This is a genomic window from Vibrio parahaemolyticus, assembly GCF_900460535.1.
Lineage (GTDB): Bacteria > Pseudomonadota > Gammaproteobacteria > Enterobacterales > Vibrionaceae > Vibrio > Vibrio parahaemolyticus.
In genome coordinates this window covers 55,003-74,181 of record NZ_UHIL01000002.1, presented here as the reverse complement: position 1 = coordinate 74,181, position 19,179 = coordinate 55,003, and the positions used below count along the sequence as shown (strand labels likewise).

At 47.4% G+C, this 19,179-nt stretch carries 15 protein-coding genes; 12 read left to right on the top strand and 3 right to left on the bottom strand.

Annotated elements, in window-relative coordinates:
• Positions 1-34: 34 nt before the first annotated feature.
• From DYB02_RS17185 to DYB02_RS17175, 3 genes are all read right to left on the bottom strand, one after another.
• Positions 35-1,642, bottom strand: a complete 1,608-nt coding sequence (locus tag DYB02_RS17185; protein WP_025552349.1) for a carboxyl transferase domain-containing protein — start codon at positions 1,640-1,642, stop codon at positions 35-37.
• Positions 1,643-1,756: 114 nt separating this feature from the next.
• Positions 1,757-2,926: an isovaleryl-CoA dehydrogenase gene (locus DYB02_RS17180; protein ID WP_029803606.1), complete on the bottom strand. Its 1,170-nt coding sequence runs from the start codon at positions 2,924-2,926 to the stop codon at positions 1,757-1,759.
• A gap of 45 nt (positions 2,927-2,971) precedes the next feature.
• Complete coding sequence (locus tag DYB02_RS17175) at positions 2,972-3,358, bottom strand: MerR family transcriptional regulator (protein WP_005373242.1); 387 nt, start codon at positions 3,356-3,358, stop codon at positions 2,972-2,974.
• 209 nt (positions 3,359-3,567) lie between these two features.
• Between DYB02_RS17175 and DYB02_RS17170 the strand changes: the two genes are divergently transcribed.
• The 12 genes from DYB02_RS17170 to DYB02_RS17110 all read left to right on the top strand — a co-directional run bounded on the left by DYB02_RS17170 (position 3,568) and on the right by DYB02_RS17110 (position 19,150).
• Positions 3,568-4,746 (top strand): thiolase family protein, encoded by a 1,179-nt coding sequence (locus DYB02_RS17170; protein WP_029803605.1) that lies wholly within the window; start codon positions 3,568-3,570, stop codon positions 4,744-4,746.
• A gap of 70 nt (positions 4,747-4,816) precedes the next feature.
• A complete protein-coding gene (locus tag DYB02_RS17165; protein WP_005499171.1) occupies positions 4,817-6,310 on the top strand; it encodes a CoA-acylating methylmalonate-semialdehyde dehydrogenase in 1,494 nt (497 codons plus the stop codon).
• A gap of 88 nt (positions 6,311-6,398) precedes the next feature.
• Entirely contained in the window at positions 6,399-7,553 is a 1,155-nt protein-coding gene (locus DYB02_RS17160) for an acyl-CoA dehydrogenase family protein (protein WP_029803604.1), read from the top strand.
• A gap of 49 nt (positions 7,554-7,602) precedes the next feature.
• Positions 7,603-8,379: an enoyl-CoA hydratase gene (locus tag DYB02_RS17155; RefSeq protein ID WP_029803602.1), complete on the top strand. Its 777-nt coding sequence runs from the start codon at positions 7,603-7,605 to the stop codon at positions 8,377-8,379.
• Between the two features lie 10 nt (positions 8,380-8,389).
• On the top strand, positions 8,390-9,520 hold the full coding sequence (locus DYB02_RS17150) for an enoyl-CoA hydratase/isomerase family protein (RefSeq protein WP_029803600.1): 1,131 nt from the start codon (positions 8,390-8,392) through the stop codon (positions 9,518-9,520).
• 18 nt (positions 9,521-9,538) lie between these two features.
• Positions 9,539-10,435 carry a 3-hydroxyisobutyrate dehydrogenase gene (gene mmsB / locus DYB02_RS17145; RefSeq protein WP_029803598.1) on the top strand — a complete coding sequence of 299 codons (897 nt, stop codon included), beginning with the start codon at positions 9,539-9,541 and terminating at the stop codon, positions 10,433-10,435.
• A gap of 9 nt (positions 10,436-10,444) precedes the next feature.
• A complete protein-coding gene (locus DYB02_RS17140) occupies positions 10,445-11,203 on the top strand; it encodes an SDR family oxidoreductase (RefSeq protein WP_029803597.1) in 759 nt (252 codons plus the stop codon).
• 455 nt (positions 11,204-11,658) lie between these two features.
• The gene (locus tag DYB02_RS17130) at positions 11,659-13,713 is read left to right on the top strand and encodes a tetratricopeptide repeat-containing diguanylate cyclase (protein WP_029803596.1); all 2,055 of its coding nucleotides are present in this window, start codon (positions 11,659-11,661) and stop codon (positions 13,711-13,713) included.
• A gap of 592 nt (positions 13,714-14,305) precedes the next feature.
• On the top strand, positions 14,306-14,905 hold the full coding sequence (gene betI / locus DYB02_RS17125) for a transcriptional regulator BetI (protein ID WP_005463648.1): 600 nt from the start codon (positions 14,306-14,308) through the stop codon (positions 14,903-14,905).
• 18 nt (positions 14,906-14,923) lie between these two features.
• Positions 14,924-16,384, top strand: coding sequence for a betaine-aldehyde dehydrogenase (gene betB / locus DYB02_RS17120; protein ID WP_029803594.1), 1,461 nt, complete (start codon positions 14,924-14,926; stop codon positions 16,382-16,384).
• A 20-nt stretch (positions 16,385-16,404) separates the two neighbouring features.
• Entirely contained in the window at positions 16,405-18,150 is a 1,746-nt protein-coding gene (gene betA / locus DYB02_RS17115; protein WP_029803593.1) for a choline dehydrogenase, read from the top strand.
• Between the two features lie 61 nt (positions 18,151-18,211).
• Positions 18,212-19,150: a choline ABC transporter substrate-binding protein gene (locus DYB02_RS17110; RefSeq protein WP_029803591.1), complete on the top strand. Its 939-nt coding sequence runs from the start codon at positions 18,212-18,214 to the stop codon at positions 19,148-19,150.
• The last annotated feature ends 29 nt before the right edge of the window (positions 19,151-19,179 follow it).

Below are 19,179 nucleotides of genomic sequence, written 5' to 3'. Positions count from 1 at the left end.
ATTCGCGAGGAATTAAGGTTTACCTTGCATCCGGCTACATGCGGAAGATGCCAAATTTACTGTCTGGTATTGGTGCATTGAGCGCAGCAGACAGAGCAATGCCGACAACATCGCGTGTTTTCGCCGGATCAATAATCCCGTCGTCCCACAGGCGGGCACTGGCGTAATACGCATGGCTTTGGACTTGATATTGCTCCGCAATTGGACGTTTGAACGCTTCTTCTTCCTCTACGCTCCAGCTTTCACCCTTGCGCGTTTTGATATCGCGGGTCACTTGCGCCATCACGCCAGCCGCTTGTTCGCCGCCCATAACGGAGATTCGCGCATTTGGCCACATCCACATCATGGTTGGGTCATAAGCTCGGCCACACATACCGTAGTTGCCTGCGCCATACGATCCACCAATAACCACGGTAAACTTCGGCACGTCTGCACACGCAACAGCGGTCACCATTTTCGCGCCATGTTTGGCGATGCCTTCTGCTTCATACTTCTGACCGACCATAAAGCCAGTGATGTTCTGTAAGAAAAGCAGAGGAATTTTGCGCTGTGCACACAGCTCAATAAAATGGGCGCCTTTTTGTGCCGACTCAGAGAATAGAATCCCGTTGTTGGCGACGATACCAATCGGCATGCCGTGAATATGAGCAAAGCCACAGACCAAGGTTTCACCGAACAAGGCTTTAAATTCATCAAATTGTGAGTCATCAACAATTCGGGCAATGACCTCTTTAACATCGAAAGGCTTTTTAAGATCGGTTCCGACGATGCCGTAAAGCTCTTGCGCAGGAAAGCGTGGTTCTTGTGGCATTTTTTGCTTGAGTTGGACGGGTTTCAAGTGGTTGATTTGTGAAACCGCTTGTCTTGCCAGCTCTAATGCATGGTGGTCGTTTTCTGCGTAATAATCGGCCACGCCAGATGTACGGCAATGCACGTCTGCGCCGCCAAGATCTTCCGCACTCACTTCTTCGCCTGTCGCCGCTTTTACCAGAGGAGGGCCAGCTAAGAAGATCGTGCCTTGTTCTTTGACGATGATGGAAACATCACACATGGCAGGTACGTAAGCGCCGCCAGCGGTACATAGCCCCATGACCACCGCAATTTGCGGGATACCCTTGGCTGACATACGTGCTTGGTTATAGAAAATACGGCCAAAATGGTCTTTGTCTGGGAAGACTTCATCTTGGCGGGGGAGGTTAGCACCGCCAGAGTCGACTAAGTAAACACACGGCAGTTGGCATTTTTCTGCAATTTCCTGTGCGCGTAAGTGTTTTTTCACGGTAAGTGGGTAGTAACTGCCGCCTTTTACCGTCACGTCGTTTGCGACGATCATGCATTCGGTGCCGTCAATCACACCGACCCCCGCTACTACGCCCGCGCATGGAACGTAATCAGGATACACATCCCAGCCAGCAAACTGACCGATTTCTAAAAAAGATGAGCCGGGATCGAGGAGGGCAAGAATGCGCTCACGTACCGGAAGTTTGCCTTTCTTCTGCTGATGCTCGCGGGCTTTCTCACCGCCGCCATCTTCGATTTGTGCAGTCACGGTATAAAGTTGATCTACAAGCGACGCCATAGAGCGGTAATTTTCCTGATACTGCTCTGAATGGGTATTAATATTGGTCGTCAAACAAGCCATAAATAGCCGATCTCCATTCGGTAGACGGGTGACACCACCCGTCTTTATCTATGTTGAATAAGATTTAGGTTGAATAAGGAAGTTGTTTCGAGTTAGAACCCCTAGGTATGATGATTAGGCGCTTTCGTTAAACAATTCGCGACCAATAAGCATGCGGCGAATTTCTGAAGTGCCCGCACCGATTTCATACAGTTTGGCATCGCGTAGCAAACGACCTGTATCAAACTCATTGATATAGCCATTACCGCCAAGTAACTGAATGGCATCTAATGCCATCTTGGTTGCCAGCTCAGCGCTGTAGAGGATCGCACCAGCAGAATCTTTACGTGTGGTTTCTCCGCGATCACAAGCAGCAGCCACTGCGTAAACGTAGGCTTTCGCGGCATTCATTTGTGTGTACATATCGGCGATTTTTGCTTGCACAAGCTGGAATTCACCGATGGATTTGCCAAATTGTTTGCGGTCGTGAATGTAAGGCACAACGATGTCCATACATGCTTGCATAATGCCAAGCGGGCCACCGGCAAGCACCACTCGTTCGTAGTCCAAACCGCTCATCAACACTTTCACGCCTTGGTTTTCTTTGCCGAGAATATTTTCCGCAGGGACTTCGCAGTTTTGGAAAACCAGCTCACACGTATTCGAGCCGCGCATACCCAACTTGTCGAGTTTTTGTGCTTGAGTGAATCCAGGAAAGCCCCGTTCTACAATAAAGGCCGTGATGCCTTTAGAATGCTGGCTTGGGTCGGTTTTGGCGTAGACAACATAGGTGTGTGCATCAGGGCCATTGGTGATCCACATTTTGTTGCCATTTAACAGGAATATATCGCCTTTACGTTCCGCTTTAAGCTGCATTGAAACCACATCGGAACCTGCTCCGGGCTCACTCATCGCTAGTGCGCCAATATGTTCGCCAGAGATGAGCTTTGGTAGGTATTTCTCTTTTTGTGCTTGTGTGCCGTTGCGGTGGATTTGGTTGACACAAAGGTTGGAGTGAGCGCCGTAACTTAACGCAACCGAAGCGGATGCTCGGCTGATTTCTTCCATAGCGATAACGTGGGCGAGATAGCCCATGCCTGCACCACCAAACTCTTCGCTGGTGGTCACGCCTAAAAGCCCCATTTCACCTAATTTGGACCAAAGATGGTTTGGAAAGTCGTTAGATTGGTCGATAGATTGCGCTAAAGGCGCAATTTCTCTTGCAGCAAAACTATTGATTTGCTCGCGAAGCAAATCGGTATTTTCGTCATAAACAAAGTTCAGGGAAGAGTAGGTAGATTTCATTGCGTGTCCTTGCCTTTACGTCACCTACATCCCAGTGCTGAGGTGTCAGGTGACTTTTTCGCCTTTCATGGATCTCAGTGTGTTTTGGCATCGCAACTGTGCCGCGTTTAACTCCATCATTACCGCTTGAATGTCGTTTGCTTGCTGTTGCAATGCTGCCTTCTTCTCTTCGATCAACCGAATCATATAGTTCAACTGCTCAGTACTTTGATCGGTATCGTAGAGTTCAAATAACTCTTTGATATCTGCAAGAGAAAAGCCCAATCGCTTACCTCGCAAAATCAGTTTTAGTCGAATTCGATCGCGACCATTGTAGATTCGAGTGTTGCCTTTACGTTCTGGAGTTAGGAGACCTAAATCTTCGTAGAAGCGAATACTTCGGGTAGTAATGTCGAACTCTTTCGCGAGCTCGCTGATCTTAAATGTGTTCATTCCTTAACCTTACGACTTTCGTATAACATTCATACGAATATACAATTCGTTAACGTTAAAGTAAACAAACAACATCGACTCTTGAGCCTTGATATCACTCGCATTTACTCGAAATAAAAGAATCACTCGAACAAATAATAACCTCAAACTTGACGTTAACGTAAATGTTAGTATAGTTATGACGTAAACGTCAACAAAAGGTTAATGGAATGAAAAATGAAACGTGGATTGTTGCCGCCAAGCGAACGCCTATCGGCTCTTTTCAAGGTGCATTAGCTTCAACCGATGTCACGGAACTAGGTGCGAAAGCCATCCAAGGGGCACTAGCTGAAAGCCAGCTAGATGCACACAAAATAGACGAAGTGTTGATGGGATGCGTTTTACCCGCCGGCGTGGGGCAAGCGCCAGCAAGACAAGCAAGTCTTAAAGCAGAAATGCCACAATACATCGGTTGTACGACATTGAACAAAGTCTGTGGCTCGGGTATGAAAACCGTGATGCTGGCGCATGATCTTATTCAATCTGGTAATGCGCATGCGGTTATCGCTGGTGGTATGGAAAACATGTCGTCTTCTCCTTATCTATTAAAGAAAGCGCGTGATGGTTTCCGTTTAGGTCACGAGCAAGTGCTTGATCACATGTTTTATGACGGTTTGCAGGATGCCTACCAAGGCGAATTGATGGGTGTCTTTGCTGAACAAACCGCGCAAAAGTACCAATTCAGCCGTGAAAGTATGGATGCATGGGCACAACAATCGGTGACTCGTGCGCAGCAAGCGATTGAGCAAGGTTTGTTCAAAGAAGAGATCGTGCCTGTTAACGTAAAAAGTCGACGCGGCGAAACCTTGGTTGTAGACGATGAGCAACCGAGTAAACTCGACGTCACGAAAATTCCTACCTTACGCCCTGCGTTTGCTAAAGATGGCGGCGTAACGGCAGCCAACTCAAGTTCTATTTCTGATGGTGCATCGGCAATGATCTTAGTCGACAGTGAATTTGGCCGTCAGGAAAACCTTCAACCTCTAGCCAAAATTGTCGCGTACAGCACGCATGCAAGACAGCCTGATGAGTTCACCATCGCACCCGTCTTCGCGATTGAAACGCTGCTGGAAAAAACGGGCTGGGACAAATCAGACGTGGACCTTTGGGAAATCAATGAAGCCTTTGCTGTTGTCACTCAATACGCGGTGAAGACACTCGAACTGGACGCGAGCAAAGTGAACTCTCGCGGCGGTGCATGTGCATTAGGCCACCCAATTGGTGCAAGTGGCAACCGAATCCTCGTTACTTTGATTCACGCTCTTAAACAAACGGGCGGTAAGCGCGGCGTTGCATCGCTTTGTATTGGTGGCGGCGAGGCTACCGCAATCGCGATTGAAATCTGCTAATTCATTCTCAACAAAGTTTCACTTACATAACAGTAGTCAGTAACAAGCTGAAAAATACAAGGATGTCATCATGACAGAACAAGTAAAGCAGTATATCGGTGGTGAATTCGCCATCTCCGATTCAAAACAATGGCTAGATGTAACCAACCCGGCAACCAACGAAGTGATTGCGCAAGTACCTTGTGCCACGGAATCGGAAATGAATGCGGCGATCGCCAGCGCAACAGAAACATTCAAGCGTTGGAAAGAAGTGGCTGCGCCGGAGCGTGCGAGATTGATGCTGCGTTACCAACACCTGCTAAAAGAGCAACACGATGAGTTGGCGATATTGCTTTCAAGTGAGACAGGCAAAACTCTAGCGGATGCAAAAGGTGATGTTTGGCGCGGGATTGAAGTGGTAGAACAAGCGGCGAACATTTGTAGCTCAATGATGGGCGAAACGGTGGAAAACGTCGCGACCAATATTGATGGTTACTCTTACATTCAACCGCTCGGTGTTTGTGCTGGCATCACACCGTTTAACTTCCCTGCGATGATTCCATTGTGGATGTTCCCAATGGCGATCGCTTGTGGCAACACCTTTATTTTGAAACCGTCAGAGCAAGTGCCGCTTACCGCAATGAAATTGGCAGAGCTGTTTGAACAAGCAGGCGCACCAAAAGGTGTTTTGCAAGTTGTTCACGGTACCAAAGAGCAAGTCGACCGCATTCTGACTGATCCAGTCGTTCGTGCGATCTCTTTTGTTGGTTCTGTGCCAGTTGGTGAGTACATCTACAAAACGGGTACGGACAACCTAAAACGCGTGCAGTCGTTTGCGGGTGCGAAGAATCACATGGTCATCATGCCAGATGCAAACAAACAGCAAGTGATTAATAACTTGGTTGGCGCGTCAGTCGGTGCCGCAGGTCAGCGTTGTATGGCGATTTCGGTGGCGGTGTTTGTTGGCGAGACCAAAGAATGGATTCCAGAGCTTAAAGAGGCGTTAGCTCAAGTACAGCCGGGGGCGTGGGATGATGAAACCGCAGGTTATGGCCCGCTGATTAGCCCTCAAGCGAAGCAGCGTGTGGTGAATCTGATTAATGAAGGCAAAGCGTCTGGCGCGAACTGTGTTCTGGATGGGACAGATTGCCAAGTACCTGGCTTCCCGAACGGTAACTGGGTGGGTCCAACGCTATTCACTAACGTGACTACTGACATGTCGATTTATCAGGAAGAGATCTTTGGCCCAGTGCTGCTGACAATGGAAGTCGACAATTTAGATGCGGCAATTGAGCTGATCAATGCAAATCGTTTTGGTAACGGTACGTCTATTTTCACGGCGAACGGCGCAGCCGCGAGAAAGTATCAACACAATATTGAAGTGGGTAACGTAGGTATCAACGTGCCGATTCCGGTGCCTTTACCGTTCTTCTCATTTACGGGTTGGAAAGGCAGCTTCTATGGCGATTTGCATGCTTATGGAAAACAGGCGGTTCGCTTCTACACCGAGACGAAAACCGTCACTGCGCGTTGGTTTGAAGATGACATTCCAAGCGGTCCAAACATGACTATTCAACTTAGCTAATTACTGGATTGGCGATACATCTAGCCAAGCGCCACCGTTTAAGTGGGCTTGGCGTCAAGTGCAACGAATTAGACCTTAGGACTTCAAGATGGATTTTGAATTAAACGAAGATCAACTCGCGTTTGCCGAAGTAGCAAAGCAGTTTGCAGACCAAATGTTAGCGCCGCATGCGGCCGAGTGGGATGAAAATCATCACTTCCCTAAAGATGTACTGCGTCAAGCGGGTGAGCTTGGCTTTTTGAGCATCTACACGCCACCAGAGCACGGTGGCTTGGGGCTATCTCGTTTGGATGCGGCGATCATTTTTGAGCAGTTGGCCATGGGTTGTACCGCGACTACAGCGTTTATGACAATCCATAACATGGCGACGTGGATGATCACCAGCTTTGCCAAAGCCGAAGTGGCACAGCAATTTAGCGCGGATTTAATTTCAGGCGAAAAGCTCGCTTCCTACTGTTTAACCGAGCCAAATGCAGGTTCGGACGCCGCTTCGCTGACGACAAGTGCGGTACGTGACGGTGACGAGTTTGTCTTGAATGGCGCAAAAGTGTTTATCTCTGGCGCGGGTGATACAGATGTTCTCGTCGTGATGGCGCGTTCGTGCGGTGAAGGGGCGGGTGGCGTTTCTGCGTTCATCGTTCCTGCTGACATCGAAGGCATTAGCTATGGCAAGAAAGAAGCCAAAATGGGTTGGAATTGCCAGCCAACGCGCATGATCACCTTCGAAAATGTCCGTATTCCAGCTGACTATCTGTTGGGTGAAGAGGGCGAAGGTTTTAAGTTTGCCATGCTTGGTCTGGATGGTGGGCGAATCAATATCGCTACTTGTTCCGTCGGCACAGCACAACAAGCACTGAATGAAGCCAAGCAATACATGACCGAGCGTAAACAATTCGGACGTTCACTGGCGCAATTCCAAGCCCTGCAATTCAAGTTGGCCGATATGGCTACTGAGCTGGTTGCCGCACGTCAAATGGTGCGACTCGCTGCCGCCAAACTTGATGCCCAACACGCAGAAAAAAGCGCGTACTGTGCCATGGCAAAACGCTTTGCTACTGATGTGGGCTTTAAAGTCTGCGATCAGGCGCTGCAAATTCACGGTGGCTATGGCTACATCAAAGAATACCCAGTCGAGCGCCATTTCCGAGACGTTCGTGTTCACCAAATTCTGGAAGGTACCAACGAAATCATGCGTCTGATCATTTCAAGACGTTTACTCACGGAAGGCGTAGAGCTGCTTTAGAAAGCGAGACACAGCCTTACCTCAAGGAATAACAAAGGACTGAAAGATTATGACGGCACAAATCAAACTAGAGCGTGAAGCGCACATTGCCAAGCTCACGATTAGTAACCCGCCAGCAAACACCTGGACGCTTGAATCTTTGAATCAGCTAAAAGAATTGGCGATTGAACTCAGTAATGATCGCTCCATTTATGCGTTGGTACTGACGGGCGAAGGGGAAAAGTTCTTCTCTGCTGGCGCGGATCTCAACAACTTTTCATCCGGTGATAAATCGCAAGCAGCAGATATGGCGCTCGCATTTGGTGAAGCCTTTGAAGCGCTGTCTGCGTTCGATGGTGTTTCCATCGCGGCAATTAATGGTTACGCGATGGGTGGCGGTTTGGAAGTGGCAATGGCGTGCGACATTCGCATCGCAGAAGAACAAGTACAAATGGCACTTCCTGAAGCATCGGTCGGCTTGTTGCCTTGCGCGGGCGGAACGCAAAACCTGACCGCGTTGGTTGGCGAAGGTTGGGCGAAGCGTATGATTCTGTGTGGTGAGCGCCTGACTGCCGAGCGAGCAGAACAAATCGGTTTGGTTGAAGAGGTCGTTGCAAAAGGCAAAGCACTAGATTCAGCGATGGCATTGGCACAGCGTGTCGCAGGTCAATCGCCAAAATCCATTTCTGCGTGCAAAACGCTCATTCAAGGCCGACGCAGCCAAACTCACGCGGCCGGATTGGTCTTGGAGCGTGAACTCTTCTTGCAGTTGTTCAATACACAAGATCAGACTGAGGGTGTGAACGCCTTCTTGCAAAAGCGTAAGCCACAATGGACAAACAGCTAGCGGAGGCCAAATGACAGGTACAGTAAATGTTTCACAGATAGAATGTGCTGACGGCTCTGCCATTGGTGTGTTGGAGCTTGATAATCCAGCCGCCCTCAACGCACTTAGCTATGTGATGATCGAGCAGCTCTATAACCAACTGGTAGAGTGGCAATCGAACGACAGCATCGTCGCGGTATTCTTGCATGCTCAAGGTGAAAAAGCGTTTTGTGCTGGTGGCGATATTCAAGCGATCTACCGTGCACTTGAAAACAAAGAAGAAGATTTTGATTCTGCGTTTTCAGCGATGGAGACCTTCTTTGACCTCGAATATCGCTGTGATCATCTTATTCACACTTATCCAAAACCGATCATCGCGTGGGGGCATGGTTACCTGATGGGCGGCGGTGTGGGCTTGTTTATGGGCGCCAGCCATCGCGTTGCAGAAACGACCACACGCTTTGCGATGCCAGAAATCAAAATTGGCCTCTACCCAGACGTAGGCGCGACGTACTTCCTAAATCAGCTGCCAAAACACTTGGCACTTTTCCTGAGTTTGACGGCTTGCCAAATCAACGCGACAGACATGGAAGCGTTGGGGTTAAGCCAATGGATTGCAAAGCCAGAAAGCAAACAAGCACTGTTGGATCTGCTCGCATCGGTAAGTTGGGAAGGTGAAGCGAACATCAACGAAAAAATCGCTACTACGCTGCGTTCGGTACAAGTGGACGAGCCAAGCGAAGGGATGTTGATGCCACATGCGGGATTGATTGAGCAGCTTTGTTCTGGCGATTTAGATTCGATTGTTCGCGCAATCAGCAGTGCTGACGTTGACGATAAGTGGTTCGTCAATGCGCAAAAGGCACTGAACTATGGCAGTCCGTTGTCGCTCAATATCACTTATCAGCAGTTAACGCAGTATCAAAACCTCTCTTTGAAAGCGTGTTTTGATATGGAATTTAACCTAACACTACGTTGTGGTTTAGAAGGTGATTTTAGAGAAGGGGTTCGTGCGCTGATTATCGATAAAACCAATCAACCGACTTGGCAATATCGCACGGTTTCTGACGTAACGCCACAAGTTTTGGAACGCTTCTTCGCGCCAATTGATTCAGCAGAATACCCACTGACCGCATCCTCGGTTGCCACTGTGGCACTTTAGACAAGGAAGAAATACGACATGGATAAAATTGCATTTATTGGCCTTGGTAACATGGGCGCGCCTATGGCTAAGAACCTACTCACAGCGGGCTTGAACGTCGAAGTGTTTGATTTGAATCCAAACGCTGTGGCAGAACTTACCGCACTAGGCGCTTCAAGTGCCGATTCGGTTCAGCAGGCAGTACAAGGTGCGGACGTGGTAGTCACCATGTTGCCAGCGAGCCAACACGTTCAAAGCGTTTATCTCGGTCAAGACGGGATCTTAGACAGCGTTAAATCGGGCACTTTGCTGATTGATTCATCGACCATCGATCCGGAGACAGCACGATCAGTCGGAGAACAATCAGAGCTGCGTGGCATCAGCTTTGTGGACGCGCCGGTGTCTGGCGGCGTTGCGGGCGCAGCGGCAGGTACGCTGACTTTCATTGTTGGCGGCTCACAAGAGAACTTTGTTCAAGCCAAAGTGGTGCTTAGCCACATGGGCAAAAACATTTTTCATGCTGGCGATGCCGGAGCCGGTCAGGTGGCGAAGATCTGCAATAACATGATGTTGGGCATTTTGATGAGCGGCACTTGTGAAGCACTCAATTTAGGCATGGAAAACGGACTCGATCCTAAAGTGTTGTCCGACATTATGCTGCAAAGTTCGGGTCGAAATTGGGCTCTAGAGCTCTACAACCCGTGTCCGGGCGTGATGGAAAACACACCTGCAAGCAATGGTTATCAGGGCGGCTTTATGAGCCAGTTAATGGCGAAAGATCTCGGTCTTGCGATGGAAGCGGCGGTTGCCAGTCAAACATCAACACCAATGGGCAGCTTGGCTCGTAATCTGTTTAATTTTCACAACGGTCAGGGCAACGGGCAAAAAGATTTCTCAAGCTTGTTCGAGTTCTACCAAAAGCAAAATCAGGCCTAAGGAGCGCTTATGGAGTTAGCAAATAAGGTCATTGCGATCACGGGGGCTGGGCAGGGGCTGGGTAAACAAATGGCACTGTCACTGGCGGAAAGTGGTGCTCATCTTGCGCTTATCGACCTCAATTCAGACCAACTGGCTGAAACGAAAGCGGAGTGTGAATCTCTCGGTGTTACCGCTCGTTTTTATGTGGCGAACGTGACCGACGAGCAGCAGGTGTGCGCTGCTTTTACGCAAATTGAAGCGGATTTCAAGCAGCTCAATGGCGTGATTAATAATGCAGGCATTATGCGCGATGGCATGTTTGTCAAAGTCAAAGATGGTCAGATCAATACGATGTCGCTGGAACAATTTCAGTCGGTTCTGGATGTGAATGTCACGGGTACTTTCTTATGCGGTCGTGAAGCGAGCAAAGTGATGCTCAACACAGACAGTAAAGGCGTGCTGATCAACATATCCAGCGTTGCGCGTGCCGGGAATATTGGTCAAACCAACTACTCCGCATCCAAAGCGGCCGTAGCCACCATGGCGACGGTGTGGGCGAAAGAGTTAGGGCGTTTTGGCATCCGCTCAGTAGCGATTGCACCGGGTGTCATCAAAACCGCAATGACCGATCAAATAAAACCCGCAGCAATGGAACGCTTAGTTAATATGATTCCTGTGGGACGCTTAGGGCTTGCGGACGAAATTTCATCGACCATCAAATATGTGTTAACCAACGAGTTCGTCACCGGGAGGGTACTAGAAGTCGATGGTGGAATGCGAATGTAATCTTAATAAGAGGACCAGTGATAACAGTGTTGCTGGTTCTTCCGTATTATTCTAGTGATCGTTAAAGCGCCACTTTAGTTTCACGTAATGTCCTCTTCCAACAGCGTTTATACGCTAGTTTTCATAACACACCATGCTCAGTGACACGACGCAATTATCTCTTTTATCCAAAATTGTGATGTTTTCGAGCAAAATAACCACAAAATCTATTGTTGCGTCAAAACTGAAATTATTCATTTGTCTCTTAAATGAGAAATCCCCTTTTATGGTTGAAAATTATTCTCTTTGTCTTTTTTGTGGGACGAAATCGTTTCTACATCGAAAGTTGGTGATTTATTATTCACTACAGAATGCATGGGAAAGCATGCGCGGTGTGACCATTGTCATTCACGTGCAAAATAATAATCAAAACTTCCCACCACACTGAAGTAACTACCCATCAGGGAATAATAATAATGTCGCAATTTTATAAGCTCAGAGCGTTGTCGCTTGTGTTTTGGTTCGTGTTTTTGACGACCAAAGTCTACGTCTACGCGCAAAGCCCTGAGCCAAAAGATAAGTTTCTGCAATCTCTTGAAGGGATTGAGAGCCAAATTTACGCGCTGCCACAAAGTTCACTAGCACAAATCGAATCATTAGAAGAAGACTCTCTACTGCAAAACCAGCCCAAGGATCTGTTGATTCGTTATTGGCTGGCGAAGTCGACCGTTCTTGAGTTGTTAGGGCGCGATAAAGAGAGCTTAGCAGTGGTAGATAAAGGGCTGAGTTTGACACCAGAGCAAAGCCAAGAGCACTTGCTGTTCAAGCTGATCCAAATTCGAGCCATGATGGGCAATCGAGATATCGATACCGCGCTCTCGTCGTTGGATGCTTTGCTTGAAACATCACGAGAAAAAGGTGACAAGAAATTGGAATCGGAAGTTCTGTTGCTCAAAGGTCGTTACTACGATGAGCAAGGGGACTATAAGAAATCGTACGCGGCGTTGATGTCTTCGATGGAAGCGGCGGAGTCATCAGGTGCGCAGGGCTTAGTCGAACGAGCAGCACTAGAGCTCGGTGATGTATTGGTAAAAATTCAAGGCTATGACCGCTCTGAAGTCGTGCTGAAGCAGGCGTATCGTTATTTTAAAGACCGCCGCATGTCGTTTAATGAGTTGCTTAGCGTCCTAACTATTGCAAAGCTACACAAAGCTCAGTTCCAATACGATGAAGCCATCAAATCTTATCAAGCCGCTTTAAAGCTTGCGCAGATTATTGGTGACGGACGTTTTCGCTTTCGGGTGAACTTGGAGCTTGCGTCTCTGTATCGCGAAACCAACAACGAAAAAAACATGCTGCGTCATCTCAAGCTTGCCGAAAACTTGCAGTATCGTGAAACCTCGAATGCGTACTTGGCAACATTTAAGTTGTTGCAAGCTGAGTACATGCTAGAGCGTAAGCAGTATCAAGCTTTGTTAACGATGATTACGCCTTTACTTCCTGAGATCATCGAGAGTCGCTACATCAAACAGCAGCAAATGGAGCTGTTAAAAGTCGCTGCTATGGCTTACGCCGGAGATCAAAACTTCGAATTGGCCTATCAAACCTACGGTCAATATCATGAAAAATTCATTCAATTTAGTAATCAGCGTGAAGTCGAGAACTTAGAGCGACAACAAACCTTGTTTGAGCTAGAGCGATTAGAGTACGAGAACGAAAACCTCAACTGGAACAATGTATTACAGCGTCTAGAGCTGGAGAATAATCGCCGAACGTTCTACCTGTTGGGTGAAGTGTTATTGGTAATGATTGGTATTTTATTGCTTATGGCGTTGGTATTTTTGTACGTGAACCGTTCGCGTTTACGTATGCGTCGTTTGGCGAAAACCGACATGTTAACGGGCCTGTTTAACCGCCGATTCTTGGAAGAATGGTTTGCGAAACCTGCAGAGCAAAAGCCTAAGCTGATTGAAAAGCCAATTCCAGAAACGAAGAAAGGTCAGTTGGTTCACAAGCTAAATAAGCAAGTCATGCGTGTTCAATACGGCTATTTGGCGCTCAATCATTGGGTTGAAAGAAAGCTTGATAAGCAGAAAATGGTAGCGAAAAAGCCGGAAAAAGGGCCTATCACGCTGGTTATGATGGATGTCGACCATTTCAAACAAGTCAACGATACCTATGGTCATGTGTTTGGTGATGTCGTATTAACTGGCGTAGCCAAAGTGCTCGATTCGTCGGTGCGTGAGAGTGATATTGTTGCTCGCCTTGGTGGGGAAGAGTTCGTTATCGTTCTTCCTAATACCGATCTTGAAGAAGCAACCGCGCTGGCTGAACGACTGCGTATTGCGCTTTCTCAACGTGGCTTTGTAACGGAGAACAATCAAGCCGTGAATGTCACTTGTAGTTTTGGTGTGATCACTTCGGATGACGTCGACGTTGCATTTGAAGCGCTTTGTAGCCAAGCAGATAAGTTGTTGTACGAAGCCAAATCCAGTGGACGAAACTGTGTGAAAGCACAGTCGTTTAGCTGATCATTGCACAATAAGAGTCGCGCAACGCGGCTCTTTTTTTTGCCAGTTTTATGTGCTCATCACGTCCCTCTTAGGCTCTGGCAGAACTCGACTTACTTATCTATCTGATTCTTATCAATATGCTTCCTGCAAGTGCAGCACCTGTATATGCGTCCTTTTGCCAGGTGCTCCCATCTTTCATTTAAATCTTCTAATTTACGTAGTTGTGGTTGGTAACAATCTAGCAACTCACGGGGCTGGGTAGTTAATTGGAATTACTTACCTACCATTCAGAAATGACATAGCACAAATAATTAGTGTTCGATGTAAATGTTTTCTAACGCTTCTACGTTGCGTTGTTCGCTTCGTTGGTGTTGAAGTTCAATTTAACTTCTGCTGTTAATTAAGTTGTTGAAATTAATTGCGTTAATTTGTTTTGTTTCTTCTTTTTGGGTGGTTCTTTGAATAGATAATGGGGTTGGGTTTGTCTTGGTATAGTGTGTATTTAAATCTCATTATCACTACTTTTAACAATAAATGGTTTGAGTTCGAACTAATTTTTTGGCATTTTATATTTAACTAACCGTTCAATTAAAAATAACAAGGACGCAAAATGCCAAAGGTGGGGATGCCTGAAATCAGAAAACCGCAGCTTGTAAAAGCGACCATGTCAGTGATTGACAGAGTCGGTTTACATGCTGCGAGCATCTCGTTGATCAGTAAAGAGGCTGGAGTATCAACGGGGATAATTAATCACTACTTCGGTGGTAAGCATGGGTTGTTAGAAGAAACCATGCGCGAGATCCTTCGTCAGCTTTCTTCAACAATCACTGGGAAGCTTCGTGCGTTGCCAGCAGATGCTCATCATCAGCGTATCAACGCCATTATTGACGGCAACTTTGTTGGTTATCAGGCAGAAAACAAAGTGGCTAAAACGTGGCTAGCTTTCTGGTCTTACTCAATGCACGACGAACAGCTTAAGCGTTTGCAACGAGTGAATGAACGACGTCTGTTGTCCCATCTAAGAAGAGAACTAAAAGCACTATTAAGTGCGGAGCAAGCAGAGTTGGTTGCTCACGGGATAGCGTCACTGATTGACGGTATATGGCTACGCGGCACGCTCAACCCGCAAGGCATCGATGCTGATAAAGCGAGGATCATCATCAACGATTATCTCGAAAAGCAGCTAACGTTTTACTCTCATAAAATATAAAAGTCACAGGTCTTCACTATGGAAATGAAAACACATTACATCGATGGTGCAATGTATATCGGATGTTCTGAAGAGCATTTCACCACTTACAATCCGGCAAATGGTGAGCCATTGGCCAATGTTAAACAAGCAAACCAGAGCGATATGGAAGCTGCGATTGAATCTGCAAAACGCGGTTTTGAGGTTTGGTCTGCAATGACGGTCATTGAACGTAGCCGGATTCTTAACAAAGCGGTAGCGATTCTGCGTGAACGCAATGACGAGTTAGCCGCTTTAGAAGTGGCGGACACGGGCAAGCCAATTCAAGAAGCGATCGCTGTTGATATTACGACAGGCGCAGATGTTATCGAATATTACGCTGGCCTTGCACCAAGTTTGCAGGGTGAGCAACAACCTCTCAATGAAAGCCAGTTTTTCTATACGCGCCGTGAACCTCTGGGAATTTGCGCAGGTATTGGCGCTTGGAACTATCCTATTCAAATCGCAATGTGGAAATCAGCACCAGCACTGGCAGCTGGTAATGCAATGATCTTTAAGCCGTCGGAAGAAACACCGCTTACAGCGCTTAAGCTTGCGGAAATTTATTCTGAAGCGGGTCTTCCTGATGGTGTGTTTAACGTCGTGCAGGGTGACTACCGCGTAGGGCAGATGCTAACGGCGCATCCGGATATTGCTAAAGTATCGTTCACTGGCGAATCAGGCACTGGCAAAGTTGTTATGGGTGACAGTGCAAAAACGCTTAAGCAAGTCACAATGGAATTAGGTGGCAAGTCACCCTTGATCGTATTCGACGATGCAAAGCTGGACGATGCGGTATCGGCCGCTATGGTTGCTAACTTCTACACTCAGGGTGAGGTATGTACCAACGGTACCCGTGTATTTGTCCATGAATCTATCTACGACGATTTTGTTGCACAGCTTAAAGCTCGCACTGAGAAACTGGTTGTCGGCGACCCTCTTGATGAAAATACACAAATCGGAGCCCTAATTTCAAAAGAACATGAAAGCAAAGTGCTGTCAGCGATTGAGAGCGCAAAAGCGAGCGGTGCCACTCTGCTGACCGGCGGTTACAAAGTAACAGATAATGGTCTGCAAAATGGTAACTTCGTTGCTCCAACCGTATTTATCGATTGTGACGATAGCATGAGCCACGTACAGCAAGAGATCTTTGGTCCTGTCATGTCCGTGCTTAAATTCAGCGACGAAGCTGAAGTTATCGAACGCGCTAATGATACGGATTATGGCCTGGCTGCTGGTGTCTTCACTCAGAATCTCTCTCGCGCTCATCGCGTTATTCACAAAATTCAGGCAGGTATCTGCTGGGTTAATGCTTGGGGTGACTCTCCGGCAGAAATGCCAGTTGGTGGCTATAAGCAATCCGGTATTGGCCGTGAGAACGGCGTCGAAACACTGAAGCACTACACGCAAACTAAGAGCGTACTGGTTCAGCTTAGCGACTTCGAAAGCCCTTACGCCTAAACACACCTAGGAGACACAAAATGAAACAACACTACGATTATATTATCGTCGGTGCGGGTTCGGCCGGCTGTGTGTTAGCGGATCGCTTGAGTGAGAGTGGTCAGCACTCAGTATTATTGCTGGAAGCGGGTGGTACGGATAAGAGTATTTTCATCCAAATGCCGACAGCACTTTCGTACCCGATGAACACTGAAAAATACGCTTGGCAGTTTGAGACCGTACAAGAAGATGGTCTTGATGGACGCCAGCTTCACTGTCCTCGCGGTAAAGTTCTTGGTGGTAGCTCTTCTATCAACGGCATGGTTTACGTACGTGGCCATGCTTGTGATTTCGACCAGTGGGAAGATGCGGGAGCAAAAGGCTGGAATTACCAGGCGTGCTTACCGTACTTCCGCAAAGCGGAATCTTGGGTCGGTGGTGCTGATGAGTACCGCGGTGACAGTGGTCCGCTAGGCACCTGTAGCGGCAATGACATGAAGCTGAACCCGTTGTATGAAGCCTTTATTGAGGCTGGTAAAGAGGCGGGCTATCCAGAAACTGACGATTACAACGGTTTCCAGCAAGAAGGCTTTGGTCCGATGCACATGACCGTTGATAAAGGCGTACGTGCTTCAACCTCTAATGCATACTTAAGCCGTGCCAAAAAGCGCAAAAATTTCACGCTCATGAAGCGAGTGACTGTGCGTCGTGTATTACTTGAAGAAACAAGGCTTGAAGAAAAAGGGCTTGAAGAGACAGGACAACAAGGCAAGAAAGCGGTCGGCGTTGAATTTGAGAAATCAGGTTCAATTCAGCAGTGTTTCGCGAAAAATGAAGTCATTTCTAGTGCAGGCTCAATCGGCTCGGTACAGCTACTTCAACTTTCCGGTATTGGTCCTAAAGATGTACTGGAAAAAGTGGGCATCGAGTTGAAACACCAGTTGGAAGGGGTAGGTAAAAACCTGCAAGACCATCTGGAAGTGTACTTCCAATACCACTGTAAGCAGCCAATCACACTGAACAGTAAACTAGGCTTGGTGAGCAAAGGGCTAATCGGTACCGAGTGGATTTTGACTCGCAAAGGTCTTGGCGCAACTAACCATTTTGAATCGTGTGCGTTTATTCGCTCGCGTGAAGGGCTGAAGTGGCCAAATATTCAATACCACTTCTTACCAGCTGCGATGCGTTATGACGGTCAGGCGGCCTTTGATGGCCATGGTTTTCAGGTACACGTCGGCCCTAATAAACCAGAGAGCCGTGGCACTGTAGAGGTGGTTTCTTCTAACCCGAATGATAAGCCAAAGATTGAGTTTAATTACATCTCGACTGAGCAAGATAAGCAGGACTGGCGTGATTGTATTCGTCTGACACGTGAGATTCTTAATCAACCTGCGATGGATGAATTCCGTGGTGACGAGATTCAACCAGGTCTTCACATCACTACCGACGAACAAATTGACGAGTGGGTTAAACAGAATGTTGAGAGCGCTTATCACCCATCGTGCAGTTGCAAAATGGGTGCAGACGATGATCCGTTAGCCGTACTGGATGAGCAGTGTCAGGTACGCGGCATCCAGGGTTTGCGTGTTGTGGACTCGTCGATTTTCCCAACCATTCCAAATGGTAACTTGAACGCGCCAACCATCATGGTTGCAGAACGGGCTGCGGACATGATCTTGGGTAACGCACTAGAAAAAGCAAATAACACTCCTGTTTGGATTGCACCGAACTGGCAAGAGATGCAGCGAATGCATCCACCGAAAAGAGACTTAGATTCGATCTCTTAATTATTTATAAAGCTAAAAGTCAGAAATTATAAAAATCATTAAACTTCAAAAGGAATTCAATATGTCTAAGATGACGAAAATACTATCAACTATCGCATTAACTTCTGTCGCTACCGGCGCTTACGCAAACCAATGTGAAACCGTTCGATTTGCCGATGTCGGCTGGACAGACATTACCGCAACCACTGCTGTAACCACAGAGCTACTGAAAGGCTTGGGTTACAAAACCAAGACGGATCTGCTGTCTGTACCAGTAACTTATTCTTCTATGGCGAATGGCGACATTGATATCTTCCTTGGTAACTGGATGCCAACGATGGAAGGTGACATTGCTAAGTACCGAGATGCTGGCACTGTCGAAACAGTAAAAGCGAACCTTGTCGGCGCGAAATACACTCTGGCAGTACCAAAATACGTTTATGACGCAGGTGTGAGGAGCTTTGCTGACCTGGAAAAACATGCTGACAAATTTAAAGACCGCATTTACGGCATTGAACCAGGTAACGATGGTAACCGCCTGATTCAATCCATGATCGACAGCAATGCGTTTGGTTTAAAAGACTTCAGCCTGGTTGAATCAAGTGAAGCGGGCATGGTGTCACAAGTATCACGTGCGGTACGTCGCAATCAGTGGATCGTTTACTTGGGTTGGGCACCGCACCCAATGAACAGTAATGTTGAAATGGAATACCTGGCGGGTGGCGATGATTTCTTCGGTCCAAACTACGGCGGTGCAAACGTTTATACAAACGTACGTCAAAACTACCTTGCTGAGTGTCCGAATGTGGGTCAACTAGTGAAAAACCTAGAGTTCAGCCTAGAAATGGAAAACGAGCTGATGGAAGCGATTCTTAACCAGAAGCAAAAACCATCTAAAGCCGCACAAGCTTGGTTAAACGCGAACGCAGACAAAATCGAAGCGTGGCTGAAAGACGTCAAAACCGTCGATGGTCAAGACGCACAGTCGGCAATTGCTCGTTACCTTAAAGACAACGCTTAATTGATTTTTCTTAGTGGGCAGCAATGCCC

What these genes read in the sequence shown, in the direction of transcription:
- DYB02_RS17175 (WP_005373242.1), bottom strand. Translation starts at nt 3,358, where the DNA reads ATGAACACATTTAAGATCAGCGAGCTCGCGAAAGAGTTCGACATTACT.
- DYB02_RS17140 (WP_029803597.1), top strand. Translation starts at nt 10,445, where the DNA reads ATGGAGTTAGCAAATAAGGTCATTGCGATCACGGGGGCTGGGCAGGGG.
- mmsB (WP_029803598.1), top strand. Translation starts at nt 9,539, where the DNA reads ATGGATAAAATTGCATTTATTGGCCTTGGTAACATGGGCGCGCCTATG.
- DYB02_RS17170 (WP_029803605.1), top strand. Translation starts at nt 3,568, where the DNA reads ATGAAAAATGAAACGTGGATTGTTGCCGCCAAGCGAACGCCTATCGGC.
- betA (WP_029803593.1), top strand. Translation starts at nt 16,405, where the DNA reads ATGAAACAACACTACGATTATATTATCGTCGGTGCGGGTTCGGCCGGC.
- DYB02_RS17160 (WP_029803604.1), top strand. Translation starts at nt 6,399, where the DNA reads ATGGATTTTGAATTAAACGAAGATCAACTCGCGTTTGCCGAAGTAGCA.
- DYB02_RS17150 (WP_029803600.1), top strand. Translation starts at nt 8,390, where the DNA reads ATGACAGGTACAGTAAATGTTTCACAGATAGAATGTGCTGACGGCTCT.
- DYB02_RS17155 (WP_029803602.1), top strand. Translation starts at nt 7,603, where the DNA reads ATGACGGCACAAATCAAACTAGAGCGTGAAGCGCACATTGCCAAGCTC.
- DYB02_RS17110 (WP_029803591.1), top strand. Translation starts at nt 18,212, where the DNA reads ATGTCTAAGATGACGAAAATACTATCAACTATCGCATTAACTTCTGTC.
- betI (WP_005463648.1), top strand. Translation starts at nt 14,306, where the DNA reads ATGCCAAAGGTGGGGATGCCTGAAATCAGAAAACCGCAGCTTGTAAAA.
- DYB02_RS17185 (WP_025552349.1), bottom strand. Translation starts at nt 1,642, where the DNA reads ATGGCTTGTTTGACGACCAATATTAATACCCATTCAGAGCAGTATCAG.
- DYB02_RS17180 (WP_029803606.1), bottom strand. Translation starts at nt 2,926, where the DNA reads ATGAAATCTACCTACTCTTCCCTGAACTTTGTTTATGACGAAAATACC.
- DYB02_RS17165 (WP_005499171.1), top strand. Translation starts at nt 4,817, where the DNA reads ATGACAGAACAAGTAAAGCAGTATATCGGTGGTGAATTCGCCATCTCC.
- DYB02_RS17130 (WP_029803596.1), top strand. Translation starts at nt 11,659, where the DNA reads ATGTCGCAATTTTATAAGCTCAGAGCGTTGTCGCTTGTGTTTTGGTTC.
- betB (WP_029803594.1), top strand. Translation starts at nt 14,924, where the DNA reads ATGGAAATGAAAACACATTACATCGATGGTGCAATGTATATCGGATGT.